At 71.3% G+C, this 16,087-nt stretch carries 11 protein-coding genes; 9 read left to right on the top strand and 2 right to left on the bottom strand.

The window, feature by feature from the left end:
* Positions 1 to 58: 58 nt before the first annotated feature.
* Positions 59 to 559: a small multidrug efflux protein gene (locus CI089_RS03410; protein ID WP_094260265.1), complete on the bottom strand. Its 501-nt coding sequence runs from the start codon at positions 557 to 559 to the stop codon at positions 59 to 61.
* Between the two features lie 112 nt (positions 560 to 671).
* Here CI089_RS03410 and CI089_RS03405 point away from each other — a divergent pair, with 112 nt between their 5' ends.
* The 4 genes from CI089_RS03405 (at position 672) to sucD (ending at position 4,763) form a co-directional block, all read left to right on the top strand.
* On the top strand, positions 672 to 1,934 hold the full coding sequence (locus tag CI089_RS03405; protein ID WP_256977443.1) for a sensor histidine kinase: 1,263 nt from the start codon (positions 672 to 674) through the stop codon (positions 1,932 to 1,934).
* Positions 1,931 to 2,533, top strand: a complete 603-nt coding sequence (locus CI089_RS03400) for a response regulator transcription factor (RefSeq protein ID WP_094260263.1) — start codon at positions 1,931 to 1,933, stop codon at positions 2,531 to 2,533. The genes CI089_RS03405 and CI089_RS03400 overlap by 4 nt, the downstream gene beginning before the upstream one ends.
* A 133-nt stretch (positions 2,534 to 2,666) precedes the next feature.
* Positions 2,667 to 3,833 (top strand): ADP-forming succinate--CoA ligase subunit beta, encoded by a 1,167-nt coding sequence (gene sucC, locus CI089_RS03395; protein WP_094260262.1) that lies wholly within the window; start codon positions 2,667 to 2,669, stop codon positions 3,831 to 3,833.
* 27 nt (positions 3,834 to 3,860) lie between these two features.
* Positions 3,861 to 4,763, top strand: a complete 903-nt coding sequence (gene sucD / locus CI089_RS03390; RefSeq protein WP_023955687.1) for a succinate--CoA ligase subunit alpha — start codon at positions 3,861 to 3,863, stop codon at positions 4,761 to 4,763.
* A gap of 94 nt (positions 4,764 to 4,857) precedes the next feature.
* Here the strand turns inward: sucD and CI089_RS03385 are convergent, their stop codons facing one another.
* Entirely contained in the window at positions 4,858 to 6,294 is a 1,437-nt protein-coding gene (locus tag CI089_RS03385) for an NCS2 family permease (protein WP_094260261.1), read from the bottom strand.
* Between the two features lie 80 nt (positions 6,295 to 6,374).
* Here CI089_RS03385 and CI089_RS03380 point away from each other — a divergent pair, with 80 nt between their 5' ends.
* The 5 genes from CI089_RS03380 (at position 6,375) to CI089_RS03360 (ending at position 16,071) form a co-directional block, all read left to right on the top strand.
* The gene (locus tag CI089_RS03380; protein ID WP_179223214.1) at positions 6,375 to 7,661 is read left to right on the top strand and encodes a cell division protein PerM; all 1,287 of its coding nucleotides are present in this window, start codon (positions 6,375 to 6,377) and stop codon (positions 7,659 to 7,661) included.
* 4 nt (positions 7,662 to 7,665) lie between these two features.
* Entirely contained in the window at positions 7,666 to 8,280 is a 615-nt protein-coding gene (gene purN, locus CI089_RS03375; protein WP_094260260.1) for a phosphoribosylglycinamide formyltransferase, read from the top strand.
* Between the two features lie 39 nt (positions 8,281 to 8,319).
* Entirely contained in the window at positions 8,320 to 9,924 is a 1,605-nt protein-coding gene (gene purH / locus CI089_RS03370; protein ID WP_094260259.1) for a bifunctional phosphoribosylaminoimidazolecarboxamide formyltransferase/IMP cyclohydrolase, read from the top strand.
* A 114-nt stretch (positions 9,925 to 10,038) separates the two neighbouring features.
* Positions 10,039 to 11,451, top strand: coding sequence for an RDD family protein (locus CI089_RS03365; RefSeq protein WP_179223213.1), 1,413 nt, complete (start codon positions 10,039 to 10,041; stop codon positions 11,449 to 11,451).
* A 42-nt stretch (positions 11,452 to 11,493) separates the two neighbouring features.
* Positions 11,494 to 16,071 carry an FtsK/SpoIIIE domain-containing protein gene (locus CI089_RS03360; protein ID WP_094260257.1) on the top strand — a complete coding sequence of 1,526 codons (4,578 nt, stop codon included), beginning with the start codon at positions 11,494 to 11,496 and terminating at the stop codon, positions 16,069 to 16,071.
* Positions 16,072 to 16,087: the final 16 nt, after the last annotated feature.

Here is a 16,087-nt window from a genome sequence, read left to right as displayed (position 1 = left end):
CCATCCTGCATTCCGCGGCATGCCCGCCGCTGAATACGGCCTGGGGGTTGCGGGCGGGTCAGGTGGCGACGTAGAGCACACCGGTGATGAACAGCGTGATGATCGTCGTCCACATGACGATCGCCGCCGCCTGCCACAGCAGGACGGTGCGCGGCGGCACTCCGGTGGCGGTCAGCGCGGCCGCGGTGAACTGCGTGGGCAGCAGAAGCGGACCGAGCAGGCTCACGCCCGGGGTGCCGTAGCGGTGGTACGCCTTCTGGAACTTCTCGCTGCGGGCCGACGTCGGCTTCTCGGGTGCCCCGCCGCGTGTCGTGACCGCGGTGCGCACGCGCGCGGCGGCGAGCACGACGACGGCGACGCAGACGAAGTTGCCGATCGCGCCGGAGAGGGCGGCCACGACGGGAGGGATGCCGCCGATGATGCCGATGCCGGCCGCGCCCTCGCCCTCGATGAAGGGCACAGCGCCCGCGAGGGCGACGATGACGGGCTGGAGGATGTCGGGCATCCGGGCCACGAGGTCCTGGAAGCCGAGGATGAGGTCTGCGAGGGGGTTGGTCATGGATCCATCCCAGCGGCGCCCCGACGCTCACGGCAGTGTCGGGGCGTCACCGGCGCCCGGGAGGTTCCGCGACCCGGACCGTGACAAACGTCATGGCCCTACTGTGGGCCTCGTGAACGACCGCGACCCCCGCACGGCATCCGCGCCGCGCCGCACGGCACTCGCCCGCGAGGTCGTGGCCACCTCGTGGTACATCGCCGCATCCATCGTCTTCTTCATGATCTCGGCGCTCGGCATCTGGAGCCTGTGGGCGCTGCAGGTCCGCACCCGCCTGGAGGACCCGGTCGTGATCGCCGGCTACGCGGCCGGCTCGATCGCCGTCCTGGTCTCGACGGTCGTGCTGCTGGCTCGGTACCGCACCGACGGCGACGTGGGGGAGGCCGATCGTCCGCCTCGCCTGCGCCGCTTCCTGTCGTGGCCCGTCCTGCTGGGCGTGGCCGGGTCGCTGCTCCTCGGCGCGACGACGATGACGGTGCTGTTCGGGGCCTCGGTCCTCGCGACGATCCTGTGCCTGGTGCGCTGGGGGCCCGGAATCCGGTGGCGCGGCGTGATCCTCGTCGAGGCCGCCCTCGTCGCGCTCTGGTTCGCGGAGCGGGCGCGCATCGAAGGGGCCCTCGCGGGTGTGGGCTCGCTGACGTTCGCGCTGCTGGTCTTCGCCGTCGCGCTGCCGGCATCCATCGCCCTGTCGCTGTGGTCGTGGGACGTCGTGCTCGAGCTCGATCGTGCGCGTGCGACCGAGTCGCGCCTCGCCGCGACGCAGGAGCGGCTGCGCCTGGCGGGCGAGCTCCACGACCTGCAGGGGCACCATCTGCAGGTGATCGCGCTGCAGCTGGAGCTCGCCGAGCGGATGCTGGCGCGCGACCCGGATGCCGCGGGCGAGCAGATCCGTCTGGCCCGCGCATCCGTCGACGCGGCCCGCACGGGCACGCGCGAGCTCGCCGGACGCTTCCGCGGGGTGCCGCTGCCCGACGAACTGGCCAATGCCGCGGATCTGCTGCGAGCAGCCGGCCTCGCGGTGCGGATCGAGGTCGCGGCCGATGCGGTGCTCGCGCCCGCCGACATCCTCGGCCCCGTGATCCGGGAGTGCACGACCAACGTGCTCAAGCACGGCGGCGGTCGCTGGGCGGAGCTGAGACTCGATCGCGAGGGCGGGTACTGGCGCGTCGCCTTCGCCAACGACCCGGGACCGGAGTCGGCGCTGGGCTCGGGCTCGGGCCTCGCCGGCATCTCGCACCGGGTCGGGGTGGCCGGCGGTGACCTGCGCTCCCGCCGCGGGGACGACCGGTTCGAGGTCGTCGTCTCGGTCCCGGCGGCAGCGCTCGGCGCCGCTGCTGCTGCGATGCGGGAGCCGGCGGGCGAGGGGATGCCGGGATGATCCGCGTGCTCATCGCCGATGATGAGGACATGATCCGGTCGGCGCTCGCCGCGCTGCTGCGCCTCGAGGACGACCTCGAGGTGATCGCCGAGTGCCGCGACGGCGAGAGCGCGGTGGAACGAGCGCTCGAGCTGCGTCCCGACGTCTGTCTGCTCGACCTCGAGATGCCGGGCATCGACGGGGTCGAGGCGGCCGCCCGCATCCGGCAGCGGGTGCCGGCGCGCTGCGTCGTCGTCACCCGGCACGCGCGGCCCGGCGTTCTCCGCCGCGCGCTGAGCGCCGGCGTCGACGGCTTCGTGCCGAAGTCGCGCCGTGCCGACGATGTCGCCGCCGTCATCCGCGAGGTCGCCGCGGGGCGGCGCTACGTCGATCCCGAGATCGCCGCGGACGCGCTCAGCGACGAGCGGAGTCCCCTCACCGACCGGGAGCTCGACGTGCTGCGCGCCGGCGCCCGCGGCGAGACCATCGCCGAGATCGCGGCATCCCTGCACCTGTCGGCCGGGACCGTGCGCAACCACGTCTCGTCGGTGCTCGGCAAGCTGCATCTCGCGACCCGGCAGCAGGCGGCGATCATGGCGCGCGAGCGCGGCTGGATCTGACGTGGCCCCCTTCGTTCGGCGGGGATCGGGCACGGGGCCGTCAGGCTCGGGTAGTAGGCTTTCCGATCGGGCGATATCTCGACATCGAGATTTCTCACGCCCCTCACCCACCGTCGCCCAGCGAAGGATTGCAGTGGACCTTTACGAGTACCAGGCCCGAGACCTGTTCGAGAAGTACGAGGTGCCGGTGCTCGCCGGCATCATCGCCGACACCCCTGAGGAGGCGAAGGCGGCGGCCGAGAAGATCGGCGGCGTCGTGGTCGTCAAGGCTCAGGTCAAGACCGGAGGTCGCGGCAAGGCCGGCGGCGTCAAGGTCGCCAAGACCCCCGACGAGGCGTATGCCGCGGCCGAGGCCATCCTCGGCCTCGACATCAAGGGCCACGTGGTCCAGCGCGTCATGGTCGCGCAGGGCGCCGACATCGCCGAGGAGTTCTACTTCTCGGTGCTGCTCGACCGCGCCAACCGCTCGTACCTGAGCCTGTGCTCGGTCGAGGGCGGCATGGAGATCGAGGAGCTCGCCGTCGAGCGTCCCGAGGCGCTCGCGCGCATCGAGGTCGACCCGCTGCAGGGCATCGACAAGGCCAAGGCCGTCGAGATCGCCCGCGCCGCGAACTTCCCCGAGGACCTCGTCGAGAAGGTCTCGGACGTGTTCGTCAAGCTCTACGCCGTCTACACGGGCGAGGGCGCGACCCTCGTCGAGGTGAACCCGCTCGTCCGCACGGGCGCCGGTGACATCGTCGCCCTCGACGGCAAGGTCTCGCTCGACGAGAACGCCAGCGAGGTGCGCCACCCCGAGCACGAGGAGCTCGAGGACAAGGGCGCCGCCGACCCGCTCGAGGCCAAGGCCAAGGAGTCGGGCCTGAACTACGTCAAGCTCGACGGTCAGGTCGGCGTCATCGGCAACGGTGCGGGCCTGGTCATGTCGACCCTCGACGTCGTCGCCTACGCCGGCGAGAAGCACGGTGGCGTCAAGCCCGCCAACTTCCTCGACATCGGTGGCGGCGCGAACGCCCAGGTCATGGCTTCGGGTCTCGACGTCATCCTCGGCGACGAGCAGGTCAAGAGTGTCTTCGTCAACGTCTTCGGCGGCATCACGTCGTGCGTCGCCGTGGCGGAGGGCATCGTCAAGGCGCTCGAGATCCTCGGCGACTCGGCGACCAAGCCGCTCGTGGTGCGTCTCGACGGCAACCAGGTCGACGAGGGCCGCGCGATCCTCGCCGACGCGAACCACCCGCTCGTGACCCTCGCCGCCGGTATGGACGAGGGCGCCGACAAGGCCGCCGAGCTGGCCAACGCCTGAGCTCCGGACGCGAAAAGGACCAACGACATGTCTATCTACCTCAACAAGGACTCCAAGGTCATCGTCCAGGGCATCACGGGCGGTGAGGGCACCAAGCACACCGCGCTGATGCTCAAGGCGGGCACCAACATCGTCGGCGGCGTCAACGCACGCAAGGCCGGCACCACCGTCTCGCACACCGACGCCGACGGCAACGCCGTCGAGCTCCCCGTCTTCGGCTCGGTCGCCGAGGCGATCGAGAAGACCGGGGCCGACGTCTCGGTCGCGTTCGTGCCGCCGGCGTTCACCAAGGACGCCATGGTCGAGGCCATCGACGCCGAGATCCCGCTGCTCGTCGTCATCACCGAGGGCGTGCCCGTCGGCGAGTCGGCCGAGGCCTGGGCGTACGCGAAGTCGAAGGGCAACAAGACCCGGATCATCGGGCCCAACTGCCCCGGCATCATCACGCCCGGCGAGGCTCTCGCGGGCATCACTCCGGCGAACATCACGGGCAAGGGCCCGATCGGTCTCGTGTCGAAGTCGGGCACACTGACGTACCAGATGATGTTCGAGCTGCGCGACCTCGGCTTCTCGACCGCCATCGGCATCGGCGGCGACCCGATCATCGGCACGACGCACATCGACGCCCTCGCGGCGTTCGAGGCCGACCCCGAGACGAAGGCCATCGTCATGATCGGCGAGATCGGCGGCGACGCCGAAGAGCGCGCGGCCGAGTACATCAAGGCGCACGTCACCAAGCCGGTCGTCGGCTACGTCGCGGGCTTCACCGCGCCCGAGGGCAAGACGATGGGCCACGCCGGCGCCATCGTCTCCGGCTCGGCGGGAACCGCGCAGGCGAAGAAGGAGGCCCTCGAGGCCGCCGGCGTCAAGGTCGGCAAGACGCCGTCCGAGACCGCCGCGCTCATGCGGGAGATCATCGAGAAGCTCTGACGCTTCCCGGACACGACGAAGGGGCGGATGCTGCGGCATCCGCCCCTTCGCTGTTCTGCGATGCGACCCCCGGCGGCGGCGCGCCGCGGTCGGGTCAGACCCCGAGGAGCGCCTCGAGGGGACCCCGGGCGAAGAAGATCACGAAGCCGCCGGCGACGACCCACAGCAGCGGGCTGATCTGCTTGACGCGGCCCGAGAGCGCGTTGACGAGCACCCACGAGATGAACCCCGCGCCGATGCCGTTGGCGATCGAGTAGGTCAGGGGCATGACGGTGGCCGTCAGGAACACCGGCAGGAGGACGCGGAAGTCGGTCAGGTCGATGTGCGCGATCTGCGACAGCATCATCGCTCCGACGATGACGAGCGCGGCGGCGGCGACCTCGGTGGGGACGATCGAGGTCAGCGGCGTGAAGAACATCGCGAGCAGGAAGACGAAGCCCGTCACGACGTTCGCGAGTCCCGTGCGCGCGCCCTCGCCGATGCCCGAGCCGGACTCGACGAACACCGTCGCCGACGACGAGCTCGTCGCGCCACCCGCGATCGCACCGACACCCTCGACGATCAGCGCCGACTTGATGCGCGGGAAGTCGCCCTTCGCGTCGGCGAGGTTCGCCTCCTTCGCGAGTCCCGTCATGGTCCCCATCGCGTCGAAGAAGTTCGAGAAGACGAGCGTGAAGACGAGCATCACGAGGGTCACGATGCTGACCTTCCCGAGGTCGAAGCCGAAGTCGACGGCGCCGATGAGGCTCAGATCGGGGACGCTGACGGGGGAGCCGGACAGGGCCGGAACGGTCAGCCCCCAGCCGCCGGGGTTCTCGGTGGCCGCGCCGAGGTGCCAGATCGCTTCGACGACGATCGAGAGAACCGTGCCCGTGACGATGCCGATGAGCATGCCGCCCTTGACCTTGCGAGCGACGAGGATGCCGGTCAGCAGGAGGGTGATGACGAACATCAGGGTCGGCACCGAGGCGACGGAGCCGCCGACGCCGAGACCGACCGGGGGAGAGGCCTGTCCGGTCGAGGTCACGAAGCCGGAGTTGACGAAGCCGATGAACGCGATGAACAGGCCGATGGCCACCGTGATCGCGAGCTTGAGCTGCACGGGGACGGCATCGAAGATGAGCTTGCGCAGGCCGGTGGCTGCCAGCAGCACGATGATGACGCCGTTGATCATGACGAGCGCCATCGCCTCGGCCCACGTGACCTCGCCGACCACGCCGAAGGCGACGAAGGCGTTGATCCCGAGCCCGGCCGCAAAGGCGAACGGCAGGCGGGTGATGAGGCCGAACAGGATCGTCATGACGCCGGCGGTCAGCGCGGTCGCGGCGCTGACCGCCGCGAAGTCGAGGGACGTGCCCGCCACATCCGGCTTGCCCGACAGGATGATCGGGTTCAGGATCACGATGTAGGCCATCGTGACGAAGGTCACGAGCCCGCCGCGGACCTCCGTGCCGATCGTCGAGCCGCGTCGGCTGATGTCGAAGAAGCGGTCGATGGCACCCTGGGGCGCGCGCGATTGCGTAGTGTTCACAAAATCCTCCGAGAAGACGGTAGCGCCCCCGCGCGCGTCCGCCCGACACGCACAGACTCGCTGGGTAGGGTCGATCAGGCATGAATCGCCTGCTCGTCGCCCTCCTCTCCGCCTTCGACGCCCTCGTCGCGGTGGCCGTCGGCGTTGCCGCGGCCCTGGCACCGCTGACCGTCCTGTGGGCGGTCGCCTTCGGCGGCGGAGCCGACTGGTCGTCGCTCTGGCCCGCGTCGGTGCGCCTGTGGCAGTTCGGCAATCTCGTGCCGCTGCAGGTGACCCTGCCGCAGGAGTACACGGTCGGAACCGGGATCGGCACCGACGCCGTCTCGTTCTCGCTCTCGCTGCCGCCGCTCGCAGTCGCGCTGCTCGTCGCGCTGTTCGCCGCCCGGTCGGGCGCGCGTGCCGCCGGCGCCGGCGCCGGTTTCACCGGTGTGCTCGCCGGAACGCTGACCGTCGCCGTCGCCTCGGCGGTCGTGGCCGCCACCGCCTCCACTCCGTACGCCGTCGTCGAGACCTGGCAGGCCGTCCTGCTGCCCACGCTCGTCTTCGCCGTCCCCGCCCTGCTCGGAGCCGTGACCCGCGCCTGGCGGGACGGTGACGACGGGCCCGTCGACTCGTTGTTCGTCCGGCTCGACCGCACCGGCTATGCGGCGGCGGTGTCGGCAGGCGCCCGCGGGCTGGCGATCGCCGTCACGGGCTTCGCCGGCGTCGGGGCACTCCTCGTCGGGGTCGCCGTGCTCGCGCGCGGCGGAGAGATCGTCTCGCTGTTCCAGGCGGCCAACGTCGACGCCATCGGTGCGACGGTCGTCACCCTCGGCCAGGCGGCCTATCTGCCGACCTTCTTCGTGTGGGGCGGTGCGTTCGCGGCCGGCCCCGGATTCTCGCTCGGCGCCGGGTCGACGGTGGCGGCCTCCGGCACCCAGCTGGGCGTCGTGCCGGGGATCCCGGTGCTCGGAGCGGTTCCGCCGACGACACCGCCCGTGCTCCTGCTCGTCGCGCTGCTGTTCGTCGCGGTCGGATTCGTCGCCGGCGCAGCGGCGCGGCGTCGTCTGCCCGCGCCGGCATCCGCTCTCATCGCCGACCCCGTCCTGCCCCGCCTGGCCACCGCGGCGATCGTGGCGGTCGGGGGCGGCGTCGCCGCGGCCGTGCTCTCTCTCCTGGCGTCCGGCGCCTTCGGACCGGGACGACTCGACCAGATCGGTCCGTCGGCCGGGGCCGTCGGTCTCGCGTTCGCCGTCGAGATCGGCATCGGAGCGACGATCGCGCTCCTCGGCCCGCGCTCCTCGCACCGCATCGACACGCGCGACGAGCGCGCCGCGGCGGGGGATGACGACGCCGCACGGCTGGCCGGAACGGCGCGGGTAGAGTAAGACGGTGCTGACGGTCGCGGTCCTCATCTCCGGTGGCGGGTCGAATCTGCGGGCCCTTCTGGATGCCGCGGCCGAGCCCGGCTTCCCGGCCCGTGTGGTGGTCGTCGGAGCCGACCGTCCCGCCGATGGCCTCGCCCATGCCGACGCCTTCAACATCCCGACCTTCGCGGTTCCGTTCCGGGAGTATGCGACGCGGGAGGAGTGGGGCGACGAGCTGCTCCGCCAGCTCGAGGCCTGGGCTCCCGACCTCATCGTGCTCAGCGGCCTCATGCGCCTGCTGCCCGCCGCCGTCGTCGACGCGTGGTCGCCCCGCATCATCAACACCCACCCGGCGTACCTGCCCGAGTTCCCGGGCGCACACGGTGTGCGCGATGCCCTCGCAGCAGGCGCCGATCAGACCGGCGCGAGCGTCATCGTCGTCGATGACGGCGTCGACACCGGACCGATCCTGGCGCAGGAGCGCGTTCCCGTCCTGCCCGGCGACGACGAGACAACCCTTCACGAACGCATCAAGCCCGTCGAGCGGCGTCTGCTGATCGACGTCGTCCGCCTCATCGCGACCGGCGAGATCGACCTCGCCGCGCCCGCTTTCCCGAACCCGACCGCTCCGACGGCCTGACGCACCGCAGGCCCCACACCGCACCCGAGGAGAACCGCCATGGCCGGACCGAGCCACGACCCCGCCCTCTACCGCGCGCGCGACCTCGTCGCGGTCCGCCGCGCGCTCATCTCGGTGAGCGACAAGACCGACCTCCTGCCCCTCGCCCGGGCCCTCGCCGACGCCGGTGTCGAGATCGTCTCGACCGGCGGGTCGGCGGCGCTCCTGCGCGACGCCGGTCTGACGGTGACGGATGTCGCCGAGGTCACCGGGTTCCCCGAGTCGCTCGACGGACGCGTCAAGACGCTGCACCCCGGCGTGCACGCCGGACTCCTCGCCGACCTGCGTCTCGAGAGCCACGAGACCCAGCTCGGAGAGCTCGGCATCTCGGCCTTCGATCTCGTGGTCGTGAACCTGTACCCGTTCGTGGAGACGGTCGCCTCGGGGGCCGCGCCCAATGACGTCGTCGAGCAGATCGACATCGGCGGACCCGCCATGGTGCGCGCTTCGGCGAAGAACTTCGCCAACGTCGCGATCGTCGTCTCGCCCTCGTCCTACCCCGCGATCATCGAGTCGGTCGCCGCCGGTGGCACGAGCCTCGCGCAGCGCCGCGACCTCGCCGCCCGGGCCTTCGCGCACACGGCCGAGTACGACCGGGCCGTCGCGACGTGGTTCGCCGAGTCGACCCTCGAGGGCGACGAGCTGCCGCAGCACCTGACGATCCGCGCCGAGCGCCTGGCCACGTTGCGCTACGGCGAGAACTCGCACCAGCGCGCCGCGATCTACACGCGCGCGGGCGGCCACGGCATCGCCCAGGCCGAGCAGCTGCAGGGCAAGGAGATGTCCTACAACAACTACGTCGACGCCGATGCCGCCCTGCGCGCCGCCTTCGACATGGTCAAGCCGGCCGTCGCGATCATCAAGCACGCCAACCCCTGCGGCATCGCCGTCACCGCCCCGCAGGCGCTCGACCCCATCGCGTCCGCGCACCTGCGCGCGCACGAGTGCGACCCGGTGTCGGCCTTCGGCGGAGTGATCGCCGCCAACCGCACCGTCACGCTCAAGATGGCCGAGAACCTCCGCGACATCTTCACCGAGGTGATCGTCGCCCCCGACTTCGAGCCCGAGGCGCTCGAGGTGTTCAAGCTGAAGAAGAACCTGCGGGTGCTGCGCCTGCCCGCCGACTGGCGGCAGGAGCGCATGGACGTGCGCCTCGTCTCGGGCGGACTCCTGCTGCAGGACGCCGACCGCTTCCCCGACGACATCGAGTCGGTCGCGAAGGACTGGCAGCTGGTCTCGGGCGAGCGCCCCGACCCCTCCGAGCTCGAGGGCATGATCTTCGCGTGGAAGGCGTGCCGCGCGGTCAAGTCGAACGCGATCGTGCTCGCCCAGGGCTCGGCGACGGTCGGCATCGGCATGGGGCAGGTCAACCGCGTGGACTCGTGCCGCCTCGCGGTCGAGCGCGCCGGCGACCGTGCGGCCGGCTCGGTCGCGGCATCCGACGCCTTCTTCCCCTTCGCCGACGGCCCCCAGGTGCTCATCGACGCCGGGATCAAGACGATCATCCAGCCCGGCGGCTCGGTCCGCGACCAGGAGGTCGTCGACGCGGCTCAGGCGGCGGGAGTGACGATGTTCTTCACGGGCGAGCGCCACTTCTTCCACTGACACGCGCGCGTCTTCCGCAGAGGCGTTGCGGGCCCGTCGAGTCAACAGGTGATCGGCGGGCCCGCAACGGGCGATAGGGTCGCTTCGGGTGTGGATCGTTTCGGGGAGGAACGAGTGATCTGGGAGATCGATGAGCGCGCTCGGACGATCGAGGGGCTCGATGCCGACGGTCGCCCGAGGCCGGAGTACGCCGCGTCACTCGGCCTGCGTCGCGCACCGTTCGGCAGACGCGTGCTGGCCACGGTCATCGAAGCCCTGGTCCTGCTGCTGATCCAGTCGCCGATGCTGATCGTCGTGGTCCCGGCGCTGAGCGCCATCGCTCTGGCGACGGACCCCGTCGAGGCGCTCACGGCCCGTGACGACGTCGTGCTGTTGATCATCCTCGCCGCCGTCAGCTCCGGCCTCTCGACCGCGTTCCTCCTGACCCAGCTCATCCTGCTCGGCCGTCGCGGGGTCACCCTGGGCAAGGCGCTCACGGGACTGCGGGCCGTGAACGTCCGCACCCTCGAGCGGCCGGGCTTCTGGCGCGGAGCGGTCGTGCGCTACCTCGTGCTCTGCGCGAGCATGATCGTTCCGGTCCTCGGGCCCCTGCTCGTCATCGCGCTGTCGCCGTTGTTCGACCCCGACCGGCGGGGCCGCGGCTGGCCCGACCTCGCCGCCGCCGTCTGGCTCGTCGACGTCAAGCACGGCCTCAACCCCTACGACGACAAGCGCATGCGCATCGCTCGGAAGACCGTCGCAACGGATCTGCTCGACGTCAAGACCGAGCTCCCCTCGCTCGCGACGCCGGTCGCGTCCGGAGGAGCAGGCGCCTACGTCCCCCTCGCGCGGAACAAGGGCGGTGTCCTCGGCGCGGTGCGGTCCGCCCCCGGCAGCGGCATCATCGGTGAGACGGATGCCGCTGAAGAGGAGGCCCGCCCCGGCATCCCCACCACCGTGGCTCCGGCGCCCTTCGCGGCACCCGCGCCGGATCTGCCCGCGGCATCGCCGGCCCCGGCGCCCGCTCCCGTGCCCGCCGCCGTCGCCCCCGGAGCGATCGTCGCCCCCGCCGCCGGGTCGGCCCCGTGGACGCCACCGCCCCTCCTCGAGGAACCTGCTGCCGCGGCTGCGCCGCCCGCAGCCCCAGCCGCGCCGCCCGCACCGGCGGCTGCGACACCCGCCGCTGAACCGCCGGCCCGACCGGCATCCGCATCCTCGTCGGTCGTCGAGCTGACGCTCGACTCGGGCGACACCATCGCGGTGCCCGGTGGCGGCGTGGTGCTCGGGCGTGCCCCGGCGACCGGTCCCGACGACCGCGACGTCGCACCGGTGCCCGTGGTCGACCACACCCGGTCGATCTCGAAGACGCACTGGGCGCTGCTGCGCACCGACGGGCGAGTCGTCGCCGTCGAACGCGGGTCGACGAACGGCAGCGTGCTCGTCCGAGGCTCGCGAGAGCAGGCTCTCGTTCCCGGTCAGCCCGTCGAGCTGCGCGACGGCGACACCATCCGCTTCGGCGATCGCTTTGCGGTCGTCGCCATCCGCTGACCTCCCCGCCGACCGACGTCGCACGGCTGACAGGAATCCTCGATGAGACTCAAGCTGACGCTCCAGCGCCGCGATCACACCGGCACCGACATCGTGGTCACGTCCGACTCGACCGCGACCGTGCACGACGTCGCGCGCCGGATCGTCGACAGCGACCCTCGGCGCGAGGTCGCCGCGGGCGACTCCGACGTCCTGACGCTGACGGTGGCCCCGCCCACGTCGCCCGACTTCGTCATGCTCGACCCGCACATGCTGGTCAGCGACGCGCCGATCGGGTCGGGGTTCGTCGCCTCCGTGACGAACCTCGGCGCGGACTACGTCGCCACGCGCGGAGCCGGCGGCCCCGTGGCCGCGATCCTCCACGTCGTCGGCGGGCCCCTCGCGGGACGCGAGTTCTCGCTGCCCCAGGGCCATTTCACGATCGGCCGCTCGCAGGGCAACGACATCGTGCTCGATGACCGGCTGGTGTCCAAGCGCCACGCCCGCATCGAGATCGGGGCCTCCGTCGAGCTGGTCGACCTGAACTCGGCCAACGGCATCGTGATCGACGGCGGTCTCGTGCAGCGGCTGCGCGTCATCCCCGGTCAGCGCTTCCAGCTGGGCGACACCGAGCTCGTGGTCTCGATGGCCGAGACCTTCGCTCCGGTCGAGCAGGACCCGGTCCTCGAGCGCGGCGGCAGCCTGCTGTTCAACCGCAGCCCCCGGGTCGAGGCGCGCTACGTCGGCGAGGAGCTCGAAGAGCCCCGGATGCCGAAGGACCCGGTCTCCCGGCTCTTCCCCTGGCCGATGCTCATCGCCCCGCTCATCCTCGGCATCGCGATGTTCTCGATCACCAACCAGCCCCGCACGCTGCTGATCATCTTCATGACGCCGATGATGCTGCTCGGCAACTTCGTCTCGCAGCGCACGCAGATCGGTCAGCGCCAGCGCAAGGAGGTGGAGATCTTCGAGCGCACCTTCGAGGAGCTCGAGGAGAAGCTGTACCGGCTGCGCCCGCGCGAGCGCGAGGTGCGCAACGCCGAGGTGCCGCCGGTGGCGGTCGTGTTCGAGCAGGCGATGCAGCTCGGCCCCATGCTGTGGACTCGGCGCCCCGAGCACTGGAACTTCCTCTCGGTGCGCATGGGCACCTCCGAGGCCCCGTCGCGCACGAGCGTCAAGCGGGCCGAGAACCCCGACGCGCTTCAGGAGTACGTCGAACGCGTCGATCGGCTGCGTGAGCGCTACCGTCTGATCGACGGTGTCCCGGTGCTCGAGTCGCTGCAGAGCGTCGGCGTCCTGGGCGTCGCCGGCGGTGCTCGCGAGGCGGCCGACGCCCTCCGGGGACTGGCCGTGCAGCTGTTCGGCCTGCACTCCCCGAACGACCTGGCCGCCGTCGCGCTGACCGAGCCCGAGTGGGCGAAGGAGCTCGAGTGGCTCAAGTGGCTGCCGCACACCTCGAGCGAGCGCAGCCCCTTCCGCGACATGCCCCTGTCGGATTCGGCCTCCACCGGCGCCGCCCTGCTCTCGGGGCTCGAGGAGCTCGTCATGCGCCGGTCGAAGGCGGCGGCCGCCCCGCGCCTGCCCTTCGACGACGACTGGGACCCGATGCGCTACGGCACCGACGTCCGACGCGCCGCCGAGGAGGCGACGTTCCCGGGGCAGACCGCGGTGCTCGTCATCGTGACCTCCGACGCGCCCGTCGATCGCGCGCGACTCATCCAGGTGCTCGAGCGCGGCGCCGACGTCGGCGTGTACGGCATCTTCGTCGCGCCCGTCGTCGACGCGCTGCCGGCGGTCTGCCGCACCTTCGTCGACGTCTCGGCCGGCCTCGGTGCGGCGCGCGTCGGCACGGTGCGCAGCGGCGTCGAGTACCCCGTCACCGAGGTCGAGGGCGTCTCGAACGAGCTCATGACAGTGCTCTCGAAGCGGCTCGCGCCGGTCACCGACGCGAGCACGATCATCGAGGACTCCTCCGACATCCCGAACTCGGTGATGTTCCTCTCGCTCGTCGGCTCGGAGCTCGCGACCGACCCCACGTTCGCCGTCGAGCGCTGGCGCGAGAACAACACGATCCTCGACCGGTCGGGCGCCGCGATGCCTCGCCTGAAGAAAGCCGGCAACCTCCGCGCCATCGTGGGCCAGGGCGCCACCGACGCCATGACGCTCGACCTCCGGACCCAGGGGCCGCACGCCCTCGTCGGCGGTACCACGGGTGCCGGTAAGTCGGAGTTCCTGCAGGCCTGGGTGCTCGGCATGGCCGCCGCTCACAGTCCCGACCGCGTCACGTTCCTCTTCGTCGACTACAAGGGCGGATCGGCCTTCGCCGACTGTGTCGAGCTGCCGCACACCGTCGGCCTCGTCACCGACCTGAGCCCCCACCTCGTGCGCCGCGCCCTCACGAGCCTCCGGGCCGAGCTGCATCACCGCGAGCACCTGTTCAACCGCAAGAAGGCCAAGGACCTGCTCGAGCTCGAGAAGCGCCGGGACCCGGAGACCCCGCCCGCGCTCGTGCTCGTCATCGACGAGTTCGCCGCGCTCGCGGGCGAGGTCCCCGAGTTCGTCGACGGCGTCGTCGACATCGCCCAGCGCGGTCGATCGCTCGGCATCCACCTCATCATGGCGACGCAGCGTCCCGCGGGCGTCATCAAGGACAACCTCCGCGCCAACACGAACCTGCGCGTCGCGCTCCGCATGGCCGACGAGTCCGACTCGAAGGATGTCGTCGACGATCCCGTGGCGGCACGGTTCGACCCCAGCATCCCCGGCCGCGGTATCGCGAAGACCGGACCGGGCCGGCTCGTGCCCTTCCAGTCCGCCTACGCCGGTGGCTGGAGCACCGACGAGATCGTCGCCGCGGATGTGAGCGTCGCCGAGCTGCGGTTCGGATCGGTGCAGCGCTGGGAGATCGACGAGAAGCCCGAGGATCCGGCCGCGGAAGTCGATCCCGGTCCCAACGACCAGAAGCGCATCGTCGCCACGCTCGTGGCCGCGGCCAACCGTGCGGCCATCCCCGCGCCGCGCCGGCCGTGGCTCGACGATCTGGAGACCACCGTCGACATCCGCTCGCTGCCCGCGGGCCGCGCCGGATCGATCCTCATCGGCAAGAGCGACATCCCCGAGCGCCAGCTTCAGGAGGCCGTGTACTTCGAGCCCGACCGCGACGGCTCGCTGCTCGTGTACGGCACCAGTGGCTCGGGCAAGTCGACGGTGCTCCGCACGATAGCCATCGCCGCCGCGACGACCGGCCGGCGTGCCGAGAACATCGAGGTCTACGGCCTCGACTTCGGATCGGGGTCGCTGAAGAGCCTCGAGATCCTGCCGCATGTCGGTTCGGTGATCCCCGGCGACGACGCCGAGCGCGTGCAGCGCATCATGCGCTCGCTCGGGAAGGTGCTCGACGATCGGGGCAAGCGCTTCAGCGCCGCCAACGCATCGACGATCGCGGAGTACCGCGAGCTCACCGGCCGTGACGAGGCGCGCATCGTGCTGCTCCTCGACGGGCTGCCGCAGTTCCGGGCCGAGTGGGAGTCCACGACGGCACGGATGCCGTTCTATCAGGCGTTCATGCGGATCCTCGGCGAGGGCCGCCCGCTCGGCGTCCACGTCGTGGCGACCGCCGATCGCTCGGGTTCGGTGCCGACGGCGGTCAGCTCGAACATCTCGCGCCGCGTCGTGCTGCGCCTCTCGGACGAGAACGCCTACGCCCTGCTGAACGCGCCGAAGGACGTGCTCGACGAGCGATCCGCGCCCGGACGCGCGATCGTCGACGGCTTCGAGACGCAGATCGCCGTCCTCGGCGGCACGCCGAACGTCGCGGAGCAGACGAAGCTGCTCGGTCAGCTCGCCGACGAGCTGCGTTCGCGCGGCGTGCGCGAGGTCGCCGAGATCGGTTCGCTGCCGACGCGTCTCGCACCCGCGGACCTTCCCGACCGCATCGGCGAGTTCCCGGTGCTCGGCGTCGCGGAAGACACCCTGGCTGCGCGCGACTTCGACCCCGTGGGCACGTTCGTCGTGGCGGGGCCGCCGATGGCCGGCAAGACGACCGCGATGAAGGCCATCATCACCTCGATGACGCGCCTCGACCCCGAGGTGACGCTGTTCCACTTCGGCGGGCGCCGGTCGCAGCTGCGCGAGTTCGCGCCGTGGGTGCGCAGCGCCACGACGCCCGACGATGCGAAGGAGCTCGCGACCGAGCTCGCCGAACTCGTCGCCGACGAGACGCTGGGGCGCCGCATCCTCATCGTCGTCGAAGACGTTCCGCAGTTCGCCGACTCGCCGGCCGAGCGTCCGATGAAGGCGCTGTTCCAGGCGGTCAACCGCAGCGATCACCTGCTCATCGGCGACGCCGACGTCACGCAGGTCACCAGCGGATTCGGCCTCGTCGGCGACTTCAAGGGCGGCCGCAAGGGCATCATCCTCAAACCGGATGCCTTCGACGGAGACGCCGTGTTCAAGGTGCCGTTCCCGAAGGTCAAGCGCAGCGACTTCCCCGAGGGCCGCGGGATCTTCGTGCAGGCCGGTCGTGCCGTCACGGTGCAGATGCCGCTGGTGGAGTCCGAGACCGTCGCGGCGTCTCGTCCTGTGGCGGCCAGCGCGGCGGAGGTCGTGTCGACCGACACCGTCACCGAGACCATTCGCTGAGTCGGATGTCGTCGGG

This window comes from Microbacterium sp. Yaish 1, from assembly GCF_002245215.1.
GTDB lineage: Bacteria > Actinomycetota > Actinomycetes > Actinomycetales > Microbacteriaceae > Microbacterium.
Note: the sequence above shows the minus strand (reverse complement) of the source record. Positions and strands in the feature narration are given on the sequence as shown.